The 17,995-nt window shown below is 64.7% G+C and carries 16 protein-coding genes; 12 read left to right on the forward strand and 4 right to left on the reverse strand.

From position 1 onward, the window contains the following. Positions 1-22: 22 nt before the first annotated feature. Genes CT676_RS30325 through CT676_RS30340 form a run of 4 tightly spaced genes read right to left on the reverse strand, consistent with a single transcriptional unit; the run spans position 23 to position 3,684 of the window. Positions 23-1,018 carry an alpha/beta hydrolase gene (locus tag CT676_RS30325; RefSeq protein ID WP_028146842.1) on the reverse strand — a complete coding sequence of 332 codons (996 nt, stop codon included), beginning with the start codon at positions 1,016-1,018 and terminating at the stop codon, positions 23-25. A gap of 10 nt (positions 1,019-1,028) precedes the next feature. Then, positions 1,029-2,579, reverse strand: coding sequence for a wax ester/triacylglycerol synthase family O-acyltransferase (locus tag CT676_RS30330; RefSeq protein WP_028157105.1), 1,551 nt, complete (start codon positions 2,577-2,579; stop codon positions 1,029-1,031). A 46-nt stretch (positions 2,580-2,625) separates the two neighbouring features. Then, positions 2,626-3,426, reverse strand: coding sequence for an alpha/beta hydrolase (locus tag CT676_RS30335; RefSeq protein WP_085404384.1), 801 nt, complete (start codon positions 3,424-3,426; stop codon positions 2,626-2,628). Next, the gene (locus CT676_RS30340) at positions 3,427-3,684 is read right to left on the reverse strand and encodes a DUF6489 family protein (protein WP_071915885.1); all 258 of its coding nucleotides are present in this window, start codon (positions 3,682-3,684) and stop codon (positions 3,427-3,429) included. A 385-nt stretch (positions 3,685-4,069) separates the two neighbouring features. On the opposite strand from CT676_RS30340, the gene CT676_RS30345 reads away from it, so the two are divergent. From CT676_RS30345 to CT676_RS30400, 12 genes are all read left to right on the forward strand, one after another. Then, positions 4,070-5,665 (forward strand): ABC transporter substrate-binding protein, encoded by a 1,596-nt coding sequence (locus CT676_RS30345; protein ID WP_085404385.1) that lies wholly within the window; start codon positions 4,070-4,072, stop codon positions 5,663-5,665. Between the two features lie 104 nt (positions 5,666-5,769). After that, the gene (locus CT676_RS30350) at positions 5,770-6,750 is read left to right on the forward strand and encodes an ABC transporter permease (protein ID WP_063984746.1); all 981 of its coding nucleotides are present in this window, start codon (positions 5,770-5,772) and stop codon (positions 6,748-6,750) included. Positions 6,751-6,760: 10 nt separating this feature from the next. Next, entirely contained in the window at positions 6,761-7,732 is a 972-nt protein-coding gene (locus CT676_RS30355) for an ABC transporter permease (RefSeq protein ID WP_085404386.1), read from the forward strand. A gap of 28 nt (positions 7,733-7,760) precedes the next feature. Next, positions 7,761-8,747, forward strand: coding sequence for an ABC transporter ATP-binding protein (locus tag CT676_RS30360; protein ID WP_085404387.1), 987 nt, complete (start codon positions 7,761-7,763; stop codon positions 8,745-8,747). After that, positions 8,744-9,733 (forward strand): oligopeptide/dipeptide ABC transporter ATP-binding protein, encoded by a 990-nt coding sequence (locus CT676_RS30365; protein ID WP_085404388.1) that lies wholly within the window; start codon positions 8,744-8,746, stop codon positions 9,731-9,733. The genes CT676_RS30360 and CT676_RS30365 overlap by 4 nt, the downstream gene beginning before the upstream one ends. 87 nt (positions 9,734-9,820) lie before the next feature. Continuing rightward, a complete protein-coding gene (locus CT676_RS30370) occupies positions 9,821-11,626 on the forward strand; it encodes a gamma-glutamyltransferase family protein (protein ID WP_085404389.1) in 1,806 nt (601 codons plus the stop codon). Positions 11,627-11,635: 9 nt separating this feature from the next. Further along, on the forward strand, positions 11,636-12,346 hold the full coding sequence (locus CT676_RS30375; protein WP_085404390.1) for a DUF1028 domain-containing protein: 711 nt from the start codon (positions 11,636-11,638) through the stop codon (positions 12,344-12,346). Continuing rightward, a complete protein-coding gene (locus CT676_RS30380) occupies positions 12,343-13,332 on the forward strand; it encodes an ABC transporter ATP-binding protein (protein WP_135215964.1) in 990 nt (329 codons plus the stop codon). The genes CT676_RS30375 and CT676_RS30380 overlap by 4 nt, the downstream gene beginning before the upstream one ends. Further along, positions 13,332-14,432: a dipeptide ABC transporter ATP-binding protein gene (locus tag CT676_RS30385; RefSeq protein WP_085404392.1), complete on the forward strand. Its 1,101-nt coding sequence runs from the start codon at positions 13,332-13,334 to the stop codon at positions 14,430-14,432. The genes CT676_RS30380 and CT676_RS30385 overlap by 1 nt, the downstream gene beginning before the upstream one ends. Before the next feature lie 23 nt (positions 14,433-14,455). Beyond that, the gene (locus CT676_RS30390) at positions 14,456-15,967 is read left to right on the forward strand and encodes an ABC transporter substrate-binding protein (RefSeq protein ID WP_085404393.1); all 1,512 of its coding nucleotides are present in this window, start codon (positions 14,456-14,458) and stop codon (positions 15,965-15,967) included. Between the two features lie 31 nt (positions 15,968-15,998). After that, positions 15,999-16,940 (forward strand): ABC transporter permease, encoded by a 942-nt coding sequence (locus CT676_RS30395; protein WP_071915894.1) that lies wholly within the window; start codon positions 15,999-16,001, stop codon positions 16,938-16,940. A gap of 3 nt (positions 16,941-16,943) precedes the next feature. After that, entirely contained in the window at positions 16,944-17,831 is an 888-nt protein-coding gene (locus CT676_RS30400; protein WP_085404394.1) for an ABC transporter permease, read from the forward strand. Positions 17,832-17,995 lie beyond the last annotated feature (164 nt).

Here is a 17,995-nt window from a genome sequence, read left to right on the forward strand (position 1 = left end):
GACGCGTTCGCAACGACGAGCGCTAACCAAACCGCCTTCTACGCCATTCGATCAGCTTGGCGCTGACCTCTTCCGGCTTCTCCTGCTGCGTCCAATGGCCGCTGTCGCGGACCAGGTATTTTTCGAGATCGGGAATCAGCTTGTCCATGCCATCGGCGGAAGACGGCGGCAACACCGCGTCGTTCTCGGCCATGATCATCAGCGACGGCACCCGCACCGTATGATCGAGCCCTTCGGCGCGCGTCCAGTTGCGCGACATGTTGCGGTACCAGTTGATGCCGCCGGTGAAGCCCGTTCTGGTGAAATTGTCGACGAACACCTTTTTCTCTTCCGGCGACAGGATCGGCGTGCGCGGATCGTGCTTCGCGTCGTAAGCCGCAATCATCTGCGGAAACGCCAGATTGACCCGCGGCGAAGCGCCCACGCCGGCAATCACTTCCTCAGCCGGCGCATCGGGCGGGCGCGGCGCCGGCTTGCGCATGAACGCATCGAATGTCTGCTCGACGCGACTGCCGAAGATCCTGTCGGGTTCACGCGCCGGATCCTGAAACTGCACGATGTACATCTTGTCGCCGAAGCGAGCGCGCAGCAGCTCGATCGGATCGGCCCAGGCACGGTTGGTGTGAGGCGTGTTGATGCCGACCACCCCCGCAACCCGGTCGATGTGCCGCAGCGGCATCTGCCAGACGATGAAGCCGCCCCAGTCGTGACCGACGAAGATGGCCTTGTCGATCTGGAGATGATCGAGGAGCCCAACGAGGTCGCCGGTCAGATGTTCGATGTCGTAGGCCTCGACCGGCTCGGGCCGGTCGGTCGCGCCATAGCCGCGCTGGTCCGGCGCGATCACCCGGATGCCGGCCTCGCTTAGCGCCTTGATCTGGTGACGCCAGGAGAAGGCGAGTTCCGGCCAACCGTGGCACAGCACCATCGGCGGCTTGTCGCTGACCGGGCCCGCCTCGTAGTAGCCCATGCGGATTCCGTTCGTCTGCACGAACTTGAGCGGTGGCATCTCAATCATCGCAATATTCCTACTCTGCGGCGCCCTTGACGTCGGCCGCCGGCGGCGCGTAGGCCGCCTCCAGCGCGGCGAACTCCTCCGGCAGCATGTCGCACATCACCTGCACGTGCGGAATGATGTTGGCGCCGACGATGAAGCCGAAGTCGAGCTGGTCGCGATAGCTCTGCACGGTGATGTTGAGCGCCTGTCCATGCGTCGAGATCGACACCGGGAAGATGTGCAACAGCTCCGCGCCGGCGGCATAGAGCGTCTGCCGCGGCCCCGGCACGTTGGACACCGTGATGTTGGCCGCCGGCGGCAGCACATCCGACAGGTTCGAGCGGCTGTAGAGCAGCGCCAGAACCTGCACCATCATCGGCGCACCCAGCATCGAGATGTTGGAAATCTGCGGCATCAGGGCCCGCAACGGATGCGACATCTCCTTGGACTTGGTCGACTGCGCGATGATCGCCTCCAGCCGCGCCTTGGGATCGTCGATATTGGTCGCGATCGAGCAGATCATGCCGAACACCTGGTTGTTGGCCTCGGTGTTGCCTTCCTCGCGCAGCGAGATCGGCACGGCGGCGGTCAGCGATTTCGCCGGCAGCGTGCCATATTGCTGGAGGTAGCGCCGGACCACGCCGGAGGCGAGCGCCAGCACCACGTCGTTGAGCTTGCCGCCGGCCTGCTTGGCGAGCGCCTTTGAACGCGACAGCGAGATCGAGACGCCGGCAAAGCTGCGTTCCGAGGAAATCGTCTTGTTCAGCATGGTCGGCGGCGACACCATGCTGGCGAGGCTTTCCCGGGATTTCGGATCGGAGATTTTGCCGAGCACGTCGGAGACGCTCTTGACCATGGTCGGGATGTTGCCGGCGAAGCGCACCGCGCTCTCGATCTGATACATCGCATTGTCGAACAGGATCGAGCCGATGTCGCTCTTGCCCGTGCGCGGCAATTGCAGGTTCTTCGCGGCGGCCGAGGCATCGAGCGGCTGGGTGAAGAGCTGCTGATAGGAATCGAGCAGGTTGGCGGCGATGTCGCGCGGCTCCTGTCCGGGCTTGCTGCCCGCCGTCGGCGGATCGACCTTCCGGGGGGTGGGCGAGATATCGTAGATCATGTTGGTCAGCGCCGCCCCGGCGCCGCCGTCGATGGCGGCATGGTGCATCTTGGAATAGAGCCCGACCTCGTTGTCCTTCATGCCCTCGAACACGTAGAACTCCCAGAGCGGCCGGGCGCGGTTCAAGAGCTTGGCGTGCATCCAGCCGACGATGCGTTCGAGCGTGGCGCGGTCGCGCGGCTGCGGCAGGCTGGCGCGGAAGATGTGGCGGTCGATGTCGAATTGGTCGTCCTCGACCCAGGAGGGATGATCGATATCGAGCGGCGCCTTCTCCAGCCGTGCCTTCAGGATCGGTGCGATGTGCAGGCGCGAGACGATCATCGCCTTGAAGTCTTCGAAGAAGTCGCCCTTGTAGTCGTCAGGCAGGCGAAAGATCGCCATGCTGCCGACATGCATCGGCATCTCCGGCGTTTCCAGATAGAGAAATGATGCGTCCAGCGACGACAGCTTCTTACCGTCAGCCATAGTTCCCTCCGCTCGTTTCGACGGGCGCCTTTGCCGGCGCTTCTCGTCAGGCCGATACTGCCCGTTCCGGCGGGGCATATGCAATGGCAAACGGCCCTGCCCGGTCGAACGGCCAGAATTCCCCCTCCGGTTGCGCCAGGCGGTCCGCCACGGCCCACAGCGCCGCGGGGTTCACGCCGAGCCCGATATGGCTCGCCAGGTGCACCTCGATGTTCTCGGCGCGGTCGGAGGGACGCAACAAACAGGTTCGCCAGTTCACGACACCGTCGGCGCGCGAATAGATCGACGTCGCCGGCACCGGCAGATCGCCGGCGATCGCCTCGCGCAGTTCGGCGAAATCCTCGACACGCTCGCCGGTCAGCGCTTCGTACAGCCGCGTGGCGTTGGTCGCCCGCACGTCGTTGGCAAACGGGCTGCCGAGCGTGACGACGTAACGGACCATCTCGGGCGCCTGGAGCGCGAGATCGCGGGCATAGACGCCGCCGAGACTCCAACCGACCAGGCTGACCTTGCGTCCGCTCGTGGCGTGGATTTCGGCAAGGCGCTTGCGCAGGGCTTCCCTCATCCGTTCCAGCCCACCGAGATTGCGCCCCATCCGCCAGGCATGCGCCTCATAGCCGAGCTCGCTGAGATAGCGCCGCATCGGCGCCATCGAAAGATCGCTGGCAAGAAAGCCCGGCAGCGCCAGCACCGGATGGCCGTCGCCCCTGGGCGCGCGCATCAGGAGCGGCGACAGCATTACGCTGGCGTTGAATTCGAAAAGTCCACGGGCTTCGGCCAGCAGCAGGCCGAGGCTCGGCGGACGAAGCCGGCCCGACCCCTGCGGCTCGTCCGGCCCGGGCGACATTTATTTCTTCTTGTCGCCGCTGCGCGGGCTGCCGAGACCGGCCATGGTGACGAACATGTCCTGAAACCGCTCGGCGATCTTGGGATCGAAGGTGAACCAGCTCTGGATCAGCGATTCCGGCGAGACCTTGTCGATATTGGACATCATCTGCTGTTGCAACTTGTCCATCACGGCGGTCTGCATCGGCATCACGTCGGGTAGTCCGAAGAACTGGCGGGCTTCAAGGGGGGTGCAGTCAATTTCGATGTTAACTTTCATGTCCCCTCCAGATGAGATTCGAGCGGCCTGTCGCAGTATCGCCGCGAGACGGTGTGCAACGCAAGCGACCTGAGGCTGGCGGCCGGCCTTGCTTCCGCGATCGGCGGATATGGTCAATGAAATCGCGCCCGCCATGAGCCCGCTTCCTCGGCGCCCGGCGGGGCACGAGGGCCCCGCGGCCGGGGACTTCACCGATCGAAAGTCGAATATCGCCCGCGAACCCCTCGCCGCCAGATTGTCGGCCAGCATTGCTGCACAGCGGCGCAACTTGGCGCGTTCCTTGCTGGAATGGCGCTTGCACGGGTCGTGGACTCTGGGCAACATGGATTGGGACGCCCGCCGAACAATCAAAAATCACGGCGCGGCAGAGTGGAGAGGGTCAAGAATGTCAGTCGGTCGAACTCTGTTTGCGGCGACGCTCGCCGGTACGTTTGCGTTGACGGTCTCGTCGGCGTCGAGCCAGACGCTACGTTATGCCAACCAGGGTGACCTGAAGTCGCTAGATCCCTATACCCTCAACGAGAGCACCACTCACGCCCATCTCGGTCACGTCTATCAAGGCCTCACCGCGCGCGACAAGGACCTCAAGATCATTCCGGCGCTGGCGGAAAGCTGGGAAACCCCGGAGCCGACCCGCTGGCGCTTCCATTTGCGCAAAGGCGTGAAATTCCACAACGGCGATCCCTTCACCGCCGACGACGTGCTGTTCTCGGCCGATCGCGTCCGCAAGAAGGGGTCCAACATGCAGACCCGCCTTGCTCCGGACGTCAAGGTGATCAAGGTCGACGACTACACCGTCGATTTCGTCCTGCCCTCGCCCAATCCCATCCTGCATAACGCGTGGGATGTCTGGTACATCATGGACAAGAAATGGGCCGAGGAGAACAACGTCGTCGACCCGACGCCGGTGGCGGCGACCACGCCGAGCTACGCCTCGCTCCACGAAAACGGCACCGGTCCCTTCATCATCGAGAGCCACCAGCCCGGCGTGAAGACGGTGTTCAAGGCCAATCCCAATTACTGGGGCAAGGTCGAAGGTAACCTGAAGGAGATCATCTTCACCCCGATCGCCTCCGACGCCACCCGCGTCGCCGCGCTGCTGTCGGGCGAAGTCGACGTCATCGAGCCGGTGCCGATCCAGGACATCTCCCGCGTCGATTCGAGCCCGAACGCCCAGGTGCTGAAGGGGGCGGAGCTGCGCACCATCTTCATCGGCTTCGATCAAGTCCGCGACGAGTTGCTCTACTCCAGCATCAAGGGCAAGAACCCATTCAAGGACATCCGCGTCCGCGAGGCCTTCTACAAGGCGATCGACATCGAGCTGATCAAGACGCGCGTGATGCGCGGGCTGTCGACGCCGTCGGCGTTGATGATCGCTCCGGAATTGTTCCTGCTGTCCAAGGAGTTCACCCGGCCGAAATTCGACCCTGAAGGCGCCAAGAAGCTCCTGACCGAGGCCGGCTACCCCGACGGCTTCGAGGTCACCATGGATTGCCCGAACGATCGCTACGTCAACGACGCCGCGATCTGCCAGGCCGTCGTCGGCATGCTCGCCCGCATCGGCGTCAAGATCAATCTGCTGGCGCAGCCCAAGGCGCAATACTTCGCCAAGGTGTTGAAGCAAGGCGGCTACCAGACCTCGTTCTACATGCTGGGCTGGACGCCGAGCACGATGGATTCCCACAACGTGCTCTTTGACATCATGGGCTGCCGCGACGATGCCAAATCCTCGCGCGGCGAAGCCAATCTCGGCGGTTACTGCAACAAGGAGTTCGACGCCATCACCGACAAGGTGCTGGTCGAAACCGACACCGCCAAGCGCAACCAGCTGATCAAGCAGGCCTACGAAATCGGCAACAAGGACTGGTCCTACATCCCGCTGCACCAGCAGGCGCTGGCCTGGGGCGTATCAAAGAAGGTCAACCTGCCGCAGCGCGCCGACAATCTGGTCATGTTCCACTGGGCGACCAAGAAGGAATAGCGACAGTTGAACACGAGGTCCCGGCAGCGTCAGGCTTCCGGGACCTTTCCTTTTCCGGCTGACAAAGACGTCAGCCAAACGCACACCCAAGGATAGTGGAAGGCATGCTCGCTTTCACTCTTCGCCGCGCCCTTCAGGCCATCGGCGTCATGTTCGCCGTCGGCATCATCGCGTTCTCGATGTTCCGCTTCGCCGGCGACCCGGTCAACCAGATCGTCTCGATCGATACGTCGGCGGCCGAACGCGAAGCCGTGCGCAAATCGCTCGGCCTCGATGATCCCGTGCCGGTGCAGTTCGTCCGCTATTTCGGCAACGCCGCGCAGTTCAAATTCGGCGTCTCCTATCAGTTCCGTCAGCCGGTCTCTACGCTGTTGATGGAGCGCATGCCCGCGACGCTGGAACTGGCGATCTGCGCGACCGTATTCGCAATGGTGTTCGGCATCCTGATGGGCGTCTATTCGGCGCTCAAACGCGACACCGTGCTCGCCAAATTATTCCAGGCGGTTTCGCTGATCGGCATCTCGTTGCCGACTTTCCTGATCGGCATTCTCCTGATCTATCTGTTCGCGGTGACATTGGGCTGGTTGCCCTCGTTCGGTCGCGGCGAGGTGGTCAAGCTCGGCTGGTGGACGACGGGGCTGCTCACGCTGTCGGGCCTGAAGGCGCTGATCATGCCCTCGATCACGCTCGGCCTGTTCCAGATGACCCTGATCATGCGGCTGGTGCGCGCGGAAATGCTGGAAGTGCTTCGGACCGACTATATTCGCTTCGCTCGGGCCCGCGGGCTGACCACCCGTGCCATCCATTTCGGCCACGCACTGAAGAACACGCTCATTCCCGTCATCACGGTGGCCGGACTACAGTTTGGCTCGGTTATTGCATTTTCGATCATCACCGAAACCGTATTCCAATGGCCCGGCATGGGACTTCTGTTCGTGCAGGCCGTGCAAAACGTCGATATCCCGATTATGGCCGCCTACCTGCTGATGGTCTCTCTGATTTTCGTCACCATCAATCTGGTGGTCGACATCCTCTACACCGTGGTCGATCCGCGCCTGCGCTCGACCATCGGCCGCGCCGCATGAGGCAGCCTCCATGTCCGACGTAGTCGCCTCAAATTCCGACAAGCAGAGCACGCTGCCGACGCATGCCGCCCGCAGCTGGCTCAGCCGCGCGCTCGACAGCGACATTTTCTATTCGTTCCGCCGCTCCAAGCTGACCATGGTGGCGGCGGCCATTACCGTGCTGTTCTTCCTGCTCGCGATCTTTGCATCGGCACTCGCGGTGCAGAACCCGTTCGATCCGGCGCAGCTGCAATTGATGAACTCGCGGATCTCACCGCTCTGGACCGCCGACGGCCAGAGCCCGTTCCTGCTCGGCACCGACGAGCAGGGCCGCGACGTGTTCTCCGCCATCCTCTATGGCTTGCGCATCTCGCTCGCCGTCGGCGTCGCCGGCGTGGTCTTCGCCGGCGCGCTCGGAATCGCACTCGGCCTGACCGCCGGCTATTTCGGGGGCGCGGTCGACGGCGTGATCATGCGGATCGCCGACGTGCAGCTGACCTTCCCCGCCATTCTGATCGCGCTGCTGATCAACGGCATCGCGAAATCGATCCTCGGCAACCGGCTGGATGCCAACAGCATGCTGGTGGTGCTGGTGATCTCGATCGGGCTTAGTTTCTGGGTCGGATATGCCCGGACGGTGCGCGGTTCCGTGATGGTCGAGAAGAACAAGGATTACGTGGCCGCAGCGCAGCTGATCGGCCTGCCCGCGCCAAAGATCATGCTGCGACACGTACTGCCCAACACGATGGGACCGATCCTGGTCATCGCCACCATCAACCTCGCGCTTGCCATCATCACCGAGGCGACCCTGTCCTTCCTCGGTGTCGGCCTGCCCGACACCATGCCGTCGCTCGGGACGCTGATCCGCATCGGCAACAACTATCTGTTCGCGGGCGAATGGTGGATCGTCGCCTTCCCCGGGCTTGCGCTCGCCGCGCTGATCCTGTCGATCAACCTGCTCGGCGACTGGCTGCGCGACGCGCTCAACCCGAAACTTCGATGAGCAAAGCTTCGATGAAAACGCCTCGCCCATGACCGAACCCGTTCTCTCCGTGCGCAATCTTCAGGTCGAGTTCGCCTCTCGCCGCGGCACGCTGCGCGCGATCGACGGCGTCTCGTTCGACATCGCCAAGGGCGAGGTGCTCGGCGTGGTCGGCGAATCCGGCGCCGGCAAGTCCGTCACCGGCCTGGCGGTGATCGGCCTGATCGATCCGCCCGGTCGCATCGCCGGCGGCGAGATTCGTCTCGCCGGCCAGCGCATCGACAATTTGCCCGCCGAGCAGATACGCCGCATCCGGGGAAAACGGATCGGCATGATCTTCCAGGATCCCCTCACCTCGCTCAATCCGCTGTACCGCGTCGGCGACCAGATCATCGAGACGATCAAAACCCACCTGAACCTGTCCGAGACGGCCGCCCGCCGCCGCGCCATCGACCTGCTCGCCGAGGTCGGTATTCCCGCGCCGGAAAAGCGCATCGACGGCTATCCCCACGAATTCTCCGGCGGCATGCGCCAGCGCGTTGTGATTGCGCTGGCGATCTGCGCCGAGCCCGAGTTGATCATCGCGGACGAGCCAACCACCGCGCTCGACGTCTCCGTGCAGGCGCAGATCATCTCGCTGATCAAGCGGCTCGGCCGCGACCACGGCACCGCCGTGATGCTGGTGACGCACGACATGGGCGTGATCGCGGAGACCTCCGACCGCGTCGCGGTGATGTATGCCGGCCGCGTCGCCGAGATCGGCCCGGTACAGGACGTCGTCAGGAATCCGCTGCACCCTTACGCCAAGGGCCTGATGGGCGCGATCCCGACGCTTGCCGGGGACGACAAGCGCCTGGTGCAGATCCCCGGCTCCATGCCGCGCCTGTCGGCGATCCCGCGCGGCTGCTCGTTCAATCCGCGCTGCGCCTTCGCCTTCGATCGTTGCCGGGTTGAACGGCCGGAGCCACTATCGCGCGGCACACAGTCCGTTGCCTGCCATCTCTACGACACCGTGCCTGCGGAGAGCGCGGCATGAGCACGCCCTTCGTCCAGGCCACAAATCTGCGCCGCGTCTTCGACGTCTCAAAACCCTGGCTCAACCGCGTGCTCGAAGGCGGGCATCTCGAATATCTCAAGGCTGTCGATCACGTTAGCTTCGACATCAGGAAGGGCGAGACCTTTGCTCTGGTCGGCGAGTCCGGCTCGGGCAAGACCACGGTGGCGCGGATGGTCGTCGGCCTGTTGCCGCCGAGTTCCGGCAACGTGCTGATCGACGGCATCTCGATGACCGATCCACGGCAGGCGCAGGCGCGGCGAAAACTGCGCCGCCGCATCCAGATGATCTTTCAAGACCCCTATGCGAGCCTGAACCCGCGCTTCCGGGTCGATGCCATCATCTCCGAGCCGATCCGCGCCTTCGACCTGATCCAGGGCGAGCGCGACATCCAGGCGCGCGTCGGCGAACTGCTCAGCCTTGTCGGGCTGCATCCCGACGACCGGTTGAAATTTCCACACGAATTCTCCGGCGGCCAGCGCCAGCGCATCGCGATCGCGCGAGCGCTCGCCTCCGATGCGGAGTTCATCGTTTGCGACGAGCCGACCTCGGCGCTCGACGTCTCCGTGCAGGCGCAGATCCTGAACCTGATGCGCGACCTCCAGGACAAGTTCGGCCTGACCTACATGTTCATCAGCCACAACCTCGCCGTGGTCCGCCACATGGCGAGCCGCGTCGGCGTGATGTATCTCGGCCGCATCGTCGAGATCGCGGAGGGACGCGAGCTGTTCGCCCGACCGCGCATGCCCTACACCAAGATGCTGCTGGGCGCCGTGCCCGATCTCGCAATGTCGGGCCGCCAGCGTATTCCAGTGAAGGGCGAGATCCCGAATCCGATCAATCCGCCGCCCGGCTGCGCCTTCAATCCGCGCTGCCCGCTGGCGTTCGATCTCTGCCGCAAGGAAGCCCCGGAACTGATCGCCGGCGTCGCCTGCCATGCGGTGAACACCGCGCCGGTCCCGGCGTGACGCGCGCGTGCCATGCGGCCTGCGCATTGGCGGCACGGCATTGCCTGTGATCAATTGCGCGCGCGACAAATAAGGTAGCGAAATCCCATGGCCAGCAACGTCAATCCCGATCCCTTCACGACGCGCCCCGAGATCGAGGGCACATTCGGGGTCGTCGCCACCACACACTGGATCGCGACCGCGGTCGGCATGGCCATCCTGGAAAAGGGCGGCAATGCCTTCGACGCCGGCGTCGCCACAGCGTTCACGCTCCAGATCGTCGAACCGCATTTGAACGGCCCCGGCGGAGACGTGCCCATCATCGTGCATGACGTCAAACGCGCACGCACCGAGGTGATCTGCGGCCAGGGCCCGGCGCCGGCGCGCGCCACCATCGCGCATTACAAGAGCGAAGGCCTCGACATGGTGCCGGGCACCGGCCTGCTCGCGGCCTGCGTCCCCGGCACGTTCGAATCCTGGATGATGCTGCTGCGCGACTACGGCACGATGCGCGTGCGCGACGTGCTGGAGCCGGCCATCTCCTACGCGCGCGACGGCTATCCGCTGGTCGAGCGCGCCTGCGCCACGATCCAGACCGTCGAGCAACTGTTCCGCAAGCATTGGCCGACCTCGGCGGCGGTCTATCTGCCCAATGGCGAAGTGCCGAGGCCCGGCACGCTCTTCACCAACAAGACGCTGGCTGCGACCTACGCCCGCATTCTCAGCGAAGCCGAGAGCGGCGGCGGTGACCGCGACGCCGAGATCGAGCGCGCGCGAAAGGCCTGGTCGCAAGGTTTCGTTGCGGAAGCCATCGACAAGTTCTGCCGCACCCAGGAAGTGATGGATGTCAGCGGCTCGCCGCATCGCGGCGTGCTCTCGGCCGACGACATGGCGCGCTGGCAGCCGACGATCGAGGCACCGCTGACCTACGACTATGGCCGCTACACCGTCTGCAAGGCAGGCGTCTGGAGCCAGGGTCCGGTGACGCTCCAGCAGCTCGCGCTGCTCAAGGGCTTTGCGCTCGACGGGCTAGATCCGACCGGGCCGGAATTCATCCACCTCCAGATCGAATGCGCCAAGCTCGCGTTTGCCGACCGCGAAAAATTCTACGGCGATCCCAAATTCAGCGAGATCCCGATCGCGACGCTGCTGTCGGATGCCTATAACGACGAACGTCGCAAACTGATCTCAGAGAAGGCATCGCTCGACTTCCTCCCCGGTTCGGTCGAAGGTTTTGGCGGCGTGGTCAAGCTGCGCCGCGCCGAGGGGCAGCGTGAGGCGGTCGGCGCGCTTGGCGCGGGCGAGCCGACAGTCGGGCGCTTCGGCGAGGTGCGCGGCGACACCGTGCATTTCGACATCATCGACAAGGCCGGCAACATGGTGTCCTCGACGCCATCGGGCGGCTGGCTGCAATCCTCGCCGATCATTCCGGAGCTCGGCTTCTGCCTCGGCAGCCGCGCGCAGATGTTCTGGCTGGAGGAAGACCATCCCGCCGCGCTTGCGCCGGGCAAGCGGCCGCGCACGACGCTGTCGCCGACCATGGCGCTACGCGACGGCGAGCCGTATCTGGCCTGGGGCTCGCCCGGCGGCGACCAGCAGGATCAGTGGATCACGCAGTTTTTCCTGCGGCACGTCCATTGCAACCTCAATCTGCAGGAAGCGATCGACGCGCCGGCCTGGCACTCCGAGCACTTCCCGATCTCGTTCTGGCCGCGCACCGCGCGCCCCGGCGTGCTCGTGGTCGAGAACCGCGTGCCGAAGGCGACGATCGAGAACCTTCGCGAGCGCGGACACATTGTCGAGGTCGGCCCCGACTGGTCGGAAGGTCGCCTCACCGCGGCCTCGCGCGTCGGGGTGCGCCGCCGCGCCGCCGCCAACCCGCGTGGCATGCAGGGCTACGCCGCAGGGCGCTGAAGGCAGCACATGACCTGGTCGATCATCGCGCGAGACCCTGCCACCGGCCAGTTCGGCATCGCTGTAGCTACCCGCTTCTTCGCCGTCGGAGCGCGCGTGCCCTACATCGCGGCCGGTCTCGGCGCCATCGCGACCCAGGCCTTCGTCAATCCCTATTACGGCATCGACGGCGTCAAGCTGCTGCGCGAGGGCCTGAATGCGCATAACGTTCTCGCCACCCAGCTCGCGACCGACGACGGCCGCGAGAGCCGCCAGATCCACATCATGGACGCCAGCGGCGCGATCGCCGCGCATACCGGGCGCGACTGCGTCGACTGGTGCGGGCACATCGCCGGCAGCGGCTTCTCGATCGCCGGCAACATGCTTGCCGGCGCCGACGTGCTCGACGAGACCGCGAAGACCTATATCGCCAATGACAGCCTGCCCTTCCCGCGCCGCCTGCTCGCCGCCATGCGCGCGGGCGAGGCCGCCGGCGGCGACAAGCGCGGCAAGCAATCCGCTGCGCTCCTGATCCACGGCGAGGAGGAATGGCCGGCGCTGGACATTCGCGCCGACGATCATCTCGATCCGCTGGGCGAACTCGAACGGCTGGAGCGCGTCAGTCAGGAACTCTGGGTGCATTTCCGCTCTTCCATGCCGACGCGGCAGAACCCGGCAGGCAACACCGATCGCAGCGTCATCGACGCCAGCATTGCTGCGAGCCGAGCAAGGCAATCATGAGCGCAAGTCCTCTCATCGAGATCAAGGATCTGCGCATCCGCTTCCACGGCGACGACGGCCGCGTGACCCACGCCGTCGACAGCGTCGATCTCAGCGTCGCCAATGGCGCGACGCTCGGCCTCGTCGGCGAATCCGGTTGCGGCAAGAGCGTGACGTCGCTGGCGATCATGGGGCTTTTGCCGAAGCAAAGCGCGGAGATCTCCGGCGTAATCCGCTTCGACGGCTTCGACCTGCTGAAGACTCCTGACCAGACGCTGCGCGACCTCCGCGGCAACCGGCTGGCGATGATTTTTCAGGAGCCGATGACGTCGCTCAACCCGAGCTTCACCATCGGCGACCAGATCATCGAGACCATTCTGCGCCATCGCGGCGGCTCCCGGCGCAGCGCGCGCGAGCGGGCCATCGAGCTGCTGCGGCGCGTTCACATCCCCTCGCCCGAGCGGCGGATCGACGAATATCCGCACAAGCTCTCCGGCGGCATGCGCCAGCGCGTGATGATCGCGATGGCGCTGGCCTGCGACCCGCGGCTGCTGATCGCAGACGAGCCGACCACCGCGCTCGACGTCACCCTGCAGGCGCAGATTTTGGAGCTGATGCGCGAACTGAAGGCGGCGAGCGGCGCCGCTATCATCCTGATCACCCACGATCTCGGTGTCGTCGCCGAAGTCTGCGACGAGGTCGCGGTGATGTATGCCGGCGAGATCGTCGAGCGCGCGCCGGTCGACGAGCTGTTCGCCATGCCGCAGCATCCCTACACCGTCGGCCTGCTGGGCTCGATCCCGCGGCTCGATCATCGCGCCGAGCAACTGGCCACGATCGAGGGCATGGTGCCGAACATGGCGCAGCCACCCGCTGGCTGCCGTTTCGCCGCGCGCTGCCCCTTCGTGCTGGACGCCTGCACCAAGGCGCCGCCACCGCTGGTCGAAGTCAGCCCCGGCCACCTCTCGCGCTGCATCCGCGCGCCGCTCGAACTTCTGGTGTCGTGATGGCGCTTCTCGAGGTCGAAGGCCTGGTCAAGCATTTTGTCGCCGGGCGCTCGCTGTTCGGCCGGGCACTGGGGCATGTCAAAGCGGTCGATGGCGTCAGCTTCTCTCTCGACGCCGGCAAGACGCTGGCCCTGGTCGGCGAATCCGGTTGCGGCAAATCCACCGTCAGTCGCCTGGTGCTGCGGCTGATCGAGCCGGATGCAGGCACGGTGCGTTTCGCCGGCCGTGACCTGCTCTCGCTGGACGCCGGGGCGCTCCGCGCCTTCCGCCGCGAAGCACAGATCATCTTCCAGGACCCCTACGCCTCGCTCAATCCGCGCATGACGGTCGGCCAGATTCTCGCCGAGCCGCTGGCGCTGCACGATCTGGTACCGCCGGCGCAACGGCGCGAGCGCGTCGCGGAAATCCTGCGACTGGTCGGCCTCGAGCCGCGGCTCGAGCGGCGTTATCCGCACGAATTCTCCGGCGGCCAGCGCCAGCGCATCGCCATCGCCCGCGCGCTCGCGGTCGAACCAAAACTGATCATCTGCGATGAGCCGGTCTCGGCGCTGGACGTCTCGATCCGCTCGCAGATCCTCAACCTCCTGCGCGAGCTGCAGGACCGGCTTGGGCTGGCCTACATCTTCGTCTCGCACGATCTGGCTGTGGTCAAGCACATCGCCGACCATGTCGCCGTGATGAATCTCGGCCAGATCGTCGAGACTGCCGAGGCGGACGCCCTGTTCGCGGCACCCCGGCATCCCTACAGCCGTGCGCTGCTGTCCGCGATCCCCATGCCTAAACCGCGGGCAAAGCGCAGCCGGATTGTGCTGCAGGGAGAGATCCCGAGCGCGCTCAACCCGCCGCCGGGATGCCGCTTCCACACCCGCTGCCCCTACGTCGTCGACCGCTGCCGCAGTGAAATGCCGCAGCTGGTGCCGGATGGCATCGGACATGCAACGGCCTGTCACCGAACGTCGGAACTGCCGTCCTCCGCGGCGATCGTCCCGTCCGACGGCGGCTTTTCGCCGGTCCTTGAAAAATTGGTCGCCGCCTTCAGCGGCGGCCCGGAAGCAGTCCGCGGCAGCGGGGTTAGTTCATTGGGAACGGACCCGGCATAGCCGCAAAACAGAGGTTGAGAGCGATGAGTTTCATGCGTTTGACAATCCTGGCGTCGGCTGTGCTGACGTCGCTCGCGGGCGCAGCCCAGGCTCAGACCACGCTTCGCATCGGCATCGCCGAAGACCCCGACATCCTCGATCCCAGCATCGGCCGCACCTATGTCGGCCGCATCGTCTTCTCCGCCTTCTGCGACAAGCTGTTCGACATCGACGAGAAGCTCAACATCGTGCCGCAGCTCGCGCTGTCCTACGAGACCTCGGCCGACGGCAAGGAGATGACGATCAAGCTCCGGCCCAACGTCAAATTCCACGACGGCGAGCCGCTGGACGCCGAAGCCGCAAAATTCTCGATCGAGCGTCACATGACGCTGCCGACCTCGTTCCGGAAGTCCGAGCTTGCCAGCGTCGACCATGTCGAGGTGGTCGATCCGCTGACCATCAAGCTGGTGCTGAAGACGCCCTACTCGCCGCTGATCGCCCAGCTCACCGACCGCTCCGGCATGATGGTCTCGCCGAAGGCGGCGAAGGAAGCCGGCGACAAGTTCGGCCTGCATCCGGTCTGCGCCGGTCCCTACAAATTCGTCGAGCGCGTCCAGCAGGACCGCATGGTGTTCGAGAAGTTTGCCGACTACTGGAACAAGGACAACATCCATATCGACCGCGTCGTGTTCCTGCCGATTGTCGACGCGACGGTGCGCCTTGCCAACCTCAAGTCCGGCGGGCTCGATCTGATCGAGCGCGTGCTCGCCACCGACATCAAGGACGTGCGCGCCGATTCCCGCCTCGTGCTGTCGACCGCGCCGGAGCTCGGCTATCTCGGCCTGACCGTCAATATCGGAAACGACAAAACCAAGGGGCCGCTGAGCCAGTCGGCGAAGGTCCGCCAGGCACTCGATCTCTCGATCGACCGCGAAGCGCTCAACCAGGTCGTCTTCAACGGCGAGTTCACGCCTGGAAATCAGTGGGTCAGCCCGAAGCATCCCTATTACCAGAAAGCGTTCCCGGTTCGCGGTCGCGACATCGCGAAGGCCAAGGCGCTGCTGAAGGAAGCCGGCGTCACCACGCCGGTGACGGTGGATTACATGATCCCCAAGGGCGCGGAGAACGAAGCCGTCGCCCAGGTCGTCCAGTCCATGGCCGCGGAAGCGGGTTTTGACATCAAGATCCGCGCGGTCGAATTCGCGACGACCTTCAAGCAGGCTCAAGCCGGCGAGTTCCAGATCTTCCAGATCAACTGGAGCGGCCGCATCGATCCCGACGGCAATTCCTACATCTTCATGCGCAGCAAGGCGCCGCAAAACGACGGCGTGTATTCGAACCCCGAGGCCGACAAGCTGATGGAAGATGGACGCATGACGTCCGACGTCGAGGAGCGCAAGGCGATCTACGAAAAGCTGACCAAGATCCTGCTTGACGATTTTCCGATCATCTACATCTACCACCGCACACTGCTGATCGCGCACACGAAGAAGCTCGACGGCTACAGGCAGATGCCCGATGGGCTGGTGCGTGTGGTCGGATTGAAGTTCAAGTGATCACGGCAGCGGTTGGGACGCGCGTGGAGCCATGCTGAACTTCCTCGCCCACCGAATCGCGCAGATCGTGCCGACACTGTTCTTCGTGTCGGTGCTGATCTTCTCGCTCCAGCAATTGCTGCCGGGCGATCCCGCGCTGGTGATGGCCGGCGAGGAGCGCGATCCCGCCGTGATCGAACAGATCCGCCAGCAGTACAAGCTGGATCAGCCGATCCCCGTGCAGTACGTCTATTGGCTCAAGGGCGTTCTCTCAGGCAATTTCGGCGAGTCGTTGCGCAACAAGATGCCGGTGCGCGAGCTGATCGCACAGAAGCTGCCGGTGACGCTCCAGCTCGGCTCGATGGCGATCCTGATCGCGTTCCTCATCGGCATTCCCGCCGGCATCATCTCCGCGGTGAAGAAGGGCACGGTTTGGGACTATGGTGCCAACCTGTTCGCGCTGTGGGGTATCTCGACGCCGAATTTCTGGCTCGGAATCCTCATGATCTTCCTGTTCTCGATTCACCTGGGCTGGCTGCCGGCCTCAGGCTACGTGCCGCTGACCGAGGACTGGCGCGCGAGCCTGGCAGCCACCATCATGCCGGCCTTCGTGCTCGGCAACGCAATTTCGGCGGTCCTGATGCGGCACACCCGCAGCGCCATGCTCCAGGTTCTGGAGAGCGACTATGTCCGCACCGCGCGCGCGAAAGGTCTCTCCGAGCGCTCGGTGATCCTCAAGCATGCGATGCGCAACGCGCTCACGCCGATCATCACCCTCGGTGCGCTCGAGCTCGGCACGCTGTTGTCGGGCGCGGTGCTGACCGAGCAGATCTTCTCCATTCCCGGCTTCGGCAAGCTGATCGTGGATGCCGTCTTCAACCGTGACTATGCGGTGGTGCAGGGCGTGGTGCTGGTGACGGCCACAGTCTACATCACACTGAATCTCGTTGCCGACGTCGCCTATGTCCTCGTCAATCCGCGGCTGCGAGGTTAGACGATGACCGACGCCGCACTGCCAGCCAGTCCCGCCTCCCAGGCCTACGAGCTGGACAGCCCGGCGCGCCGTGCGCGGCGGCGCCTGTTCAAGCGCAAGGCTGCGGTCTTCGGGCTTGTCGTGATCACGGCCTTCATCCTGCTTGCGGCCCTTGCGCCGCTGGTCGTGCCCTATGATCCCATTGCGACGAGCTGGAGCCTGGTGCGCAAGCCGCCCACCGCCGCTCACTGGTTCGGCACCGACGATCTCGGCCGCGACATCCTGAGCCGCGTCATCTACGGCGCGCGGGCCTCGCTGATGGCGGGTCTGATCTCGGTCGCGATCGCGCTCGGGATCGGTGTCCCTCTTGGCCTCCTCGCCGGCTATCGCGGCGGATTTGTTGACGCGCTGATCAGCCGGATCACCGATGCAATGTTGGCCTGCCCGTTCCTGATCCTGGCGATTGCGCTGGCCGCCTTCCTCGGTCCCAGCCTCGGCAATGCCATGATCGCAATCGGCATCTCGGCCACGCCGATCTTCATCCGTCTGACGCGCGGGCAGGTCTTGAGCGTCAAGGCCGAAGACTATGTCGAGGCGGCGCGCGCGCTCGGCAATCCGCCGTGGCGCATTGCCTTCTCGCACATCCTGCCGAACATCCTTCCCGCGCTATTGGTGCAGGCGACGCTGTCGATCGCCGCCGCCATCATCGCCGAAGCCGCGCTGTCGTTCCTCGGCCTCGGCCAGCAGCCGCCCGCACCGTCCTGGGGCAGCATGCTCAACGCGGCGCAGCGCTTCCTGACCCAGGCGCCGTGGATGGCGATCTGGCCGGGCCTTGCGATCTTCCTCGTGGTGCTGTCGCTGAACCTGCTCGGCGACGGCCTGCGCGACGCGCTCGACCCGCGTCAGCGCTAAAGCAGGATGGGGTTAGGTTGAATCGATTTGGGATTCCCAAATCGGTGTGTTTCTGATTCACCATTCTGGCTGGGTTGGAGGCCAGCATGGATGGGCAAGCCTTATTCTCTGGATCTTCGCAAGCGTGTCGTGTCCGCGATCGAGGGCGGGATGTCCCGCAATCA

The organism is Bradyrhizobium sp. MOS001 (assembly GCF_004634465.1).
In the GTDB taxonomy this organism is placed as follows: Bacteria; Pseudomonadota; Alphaproteobacteria; order Rhizobiales; family Xanthobacteraceae; genus Bradyrhizobium; species Bradyrhizobium barranii.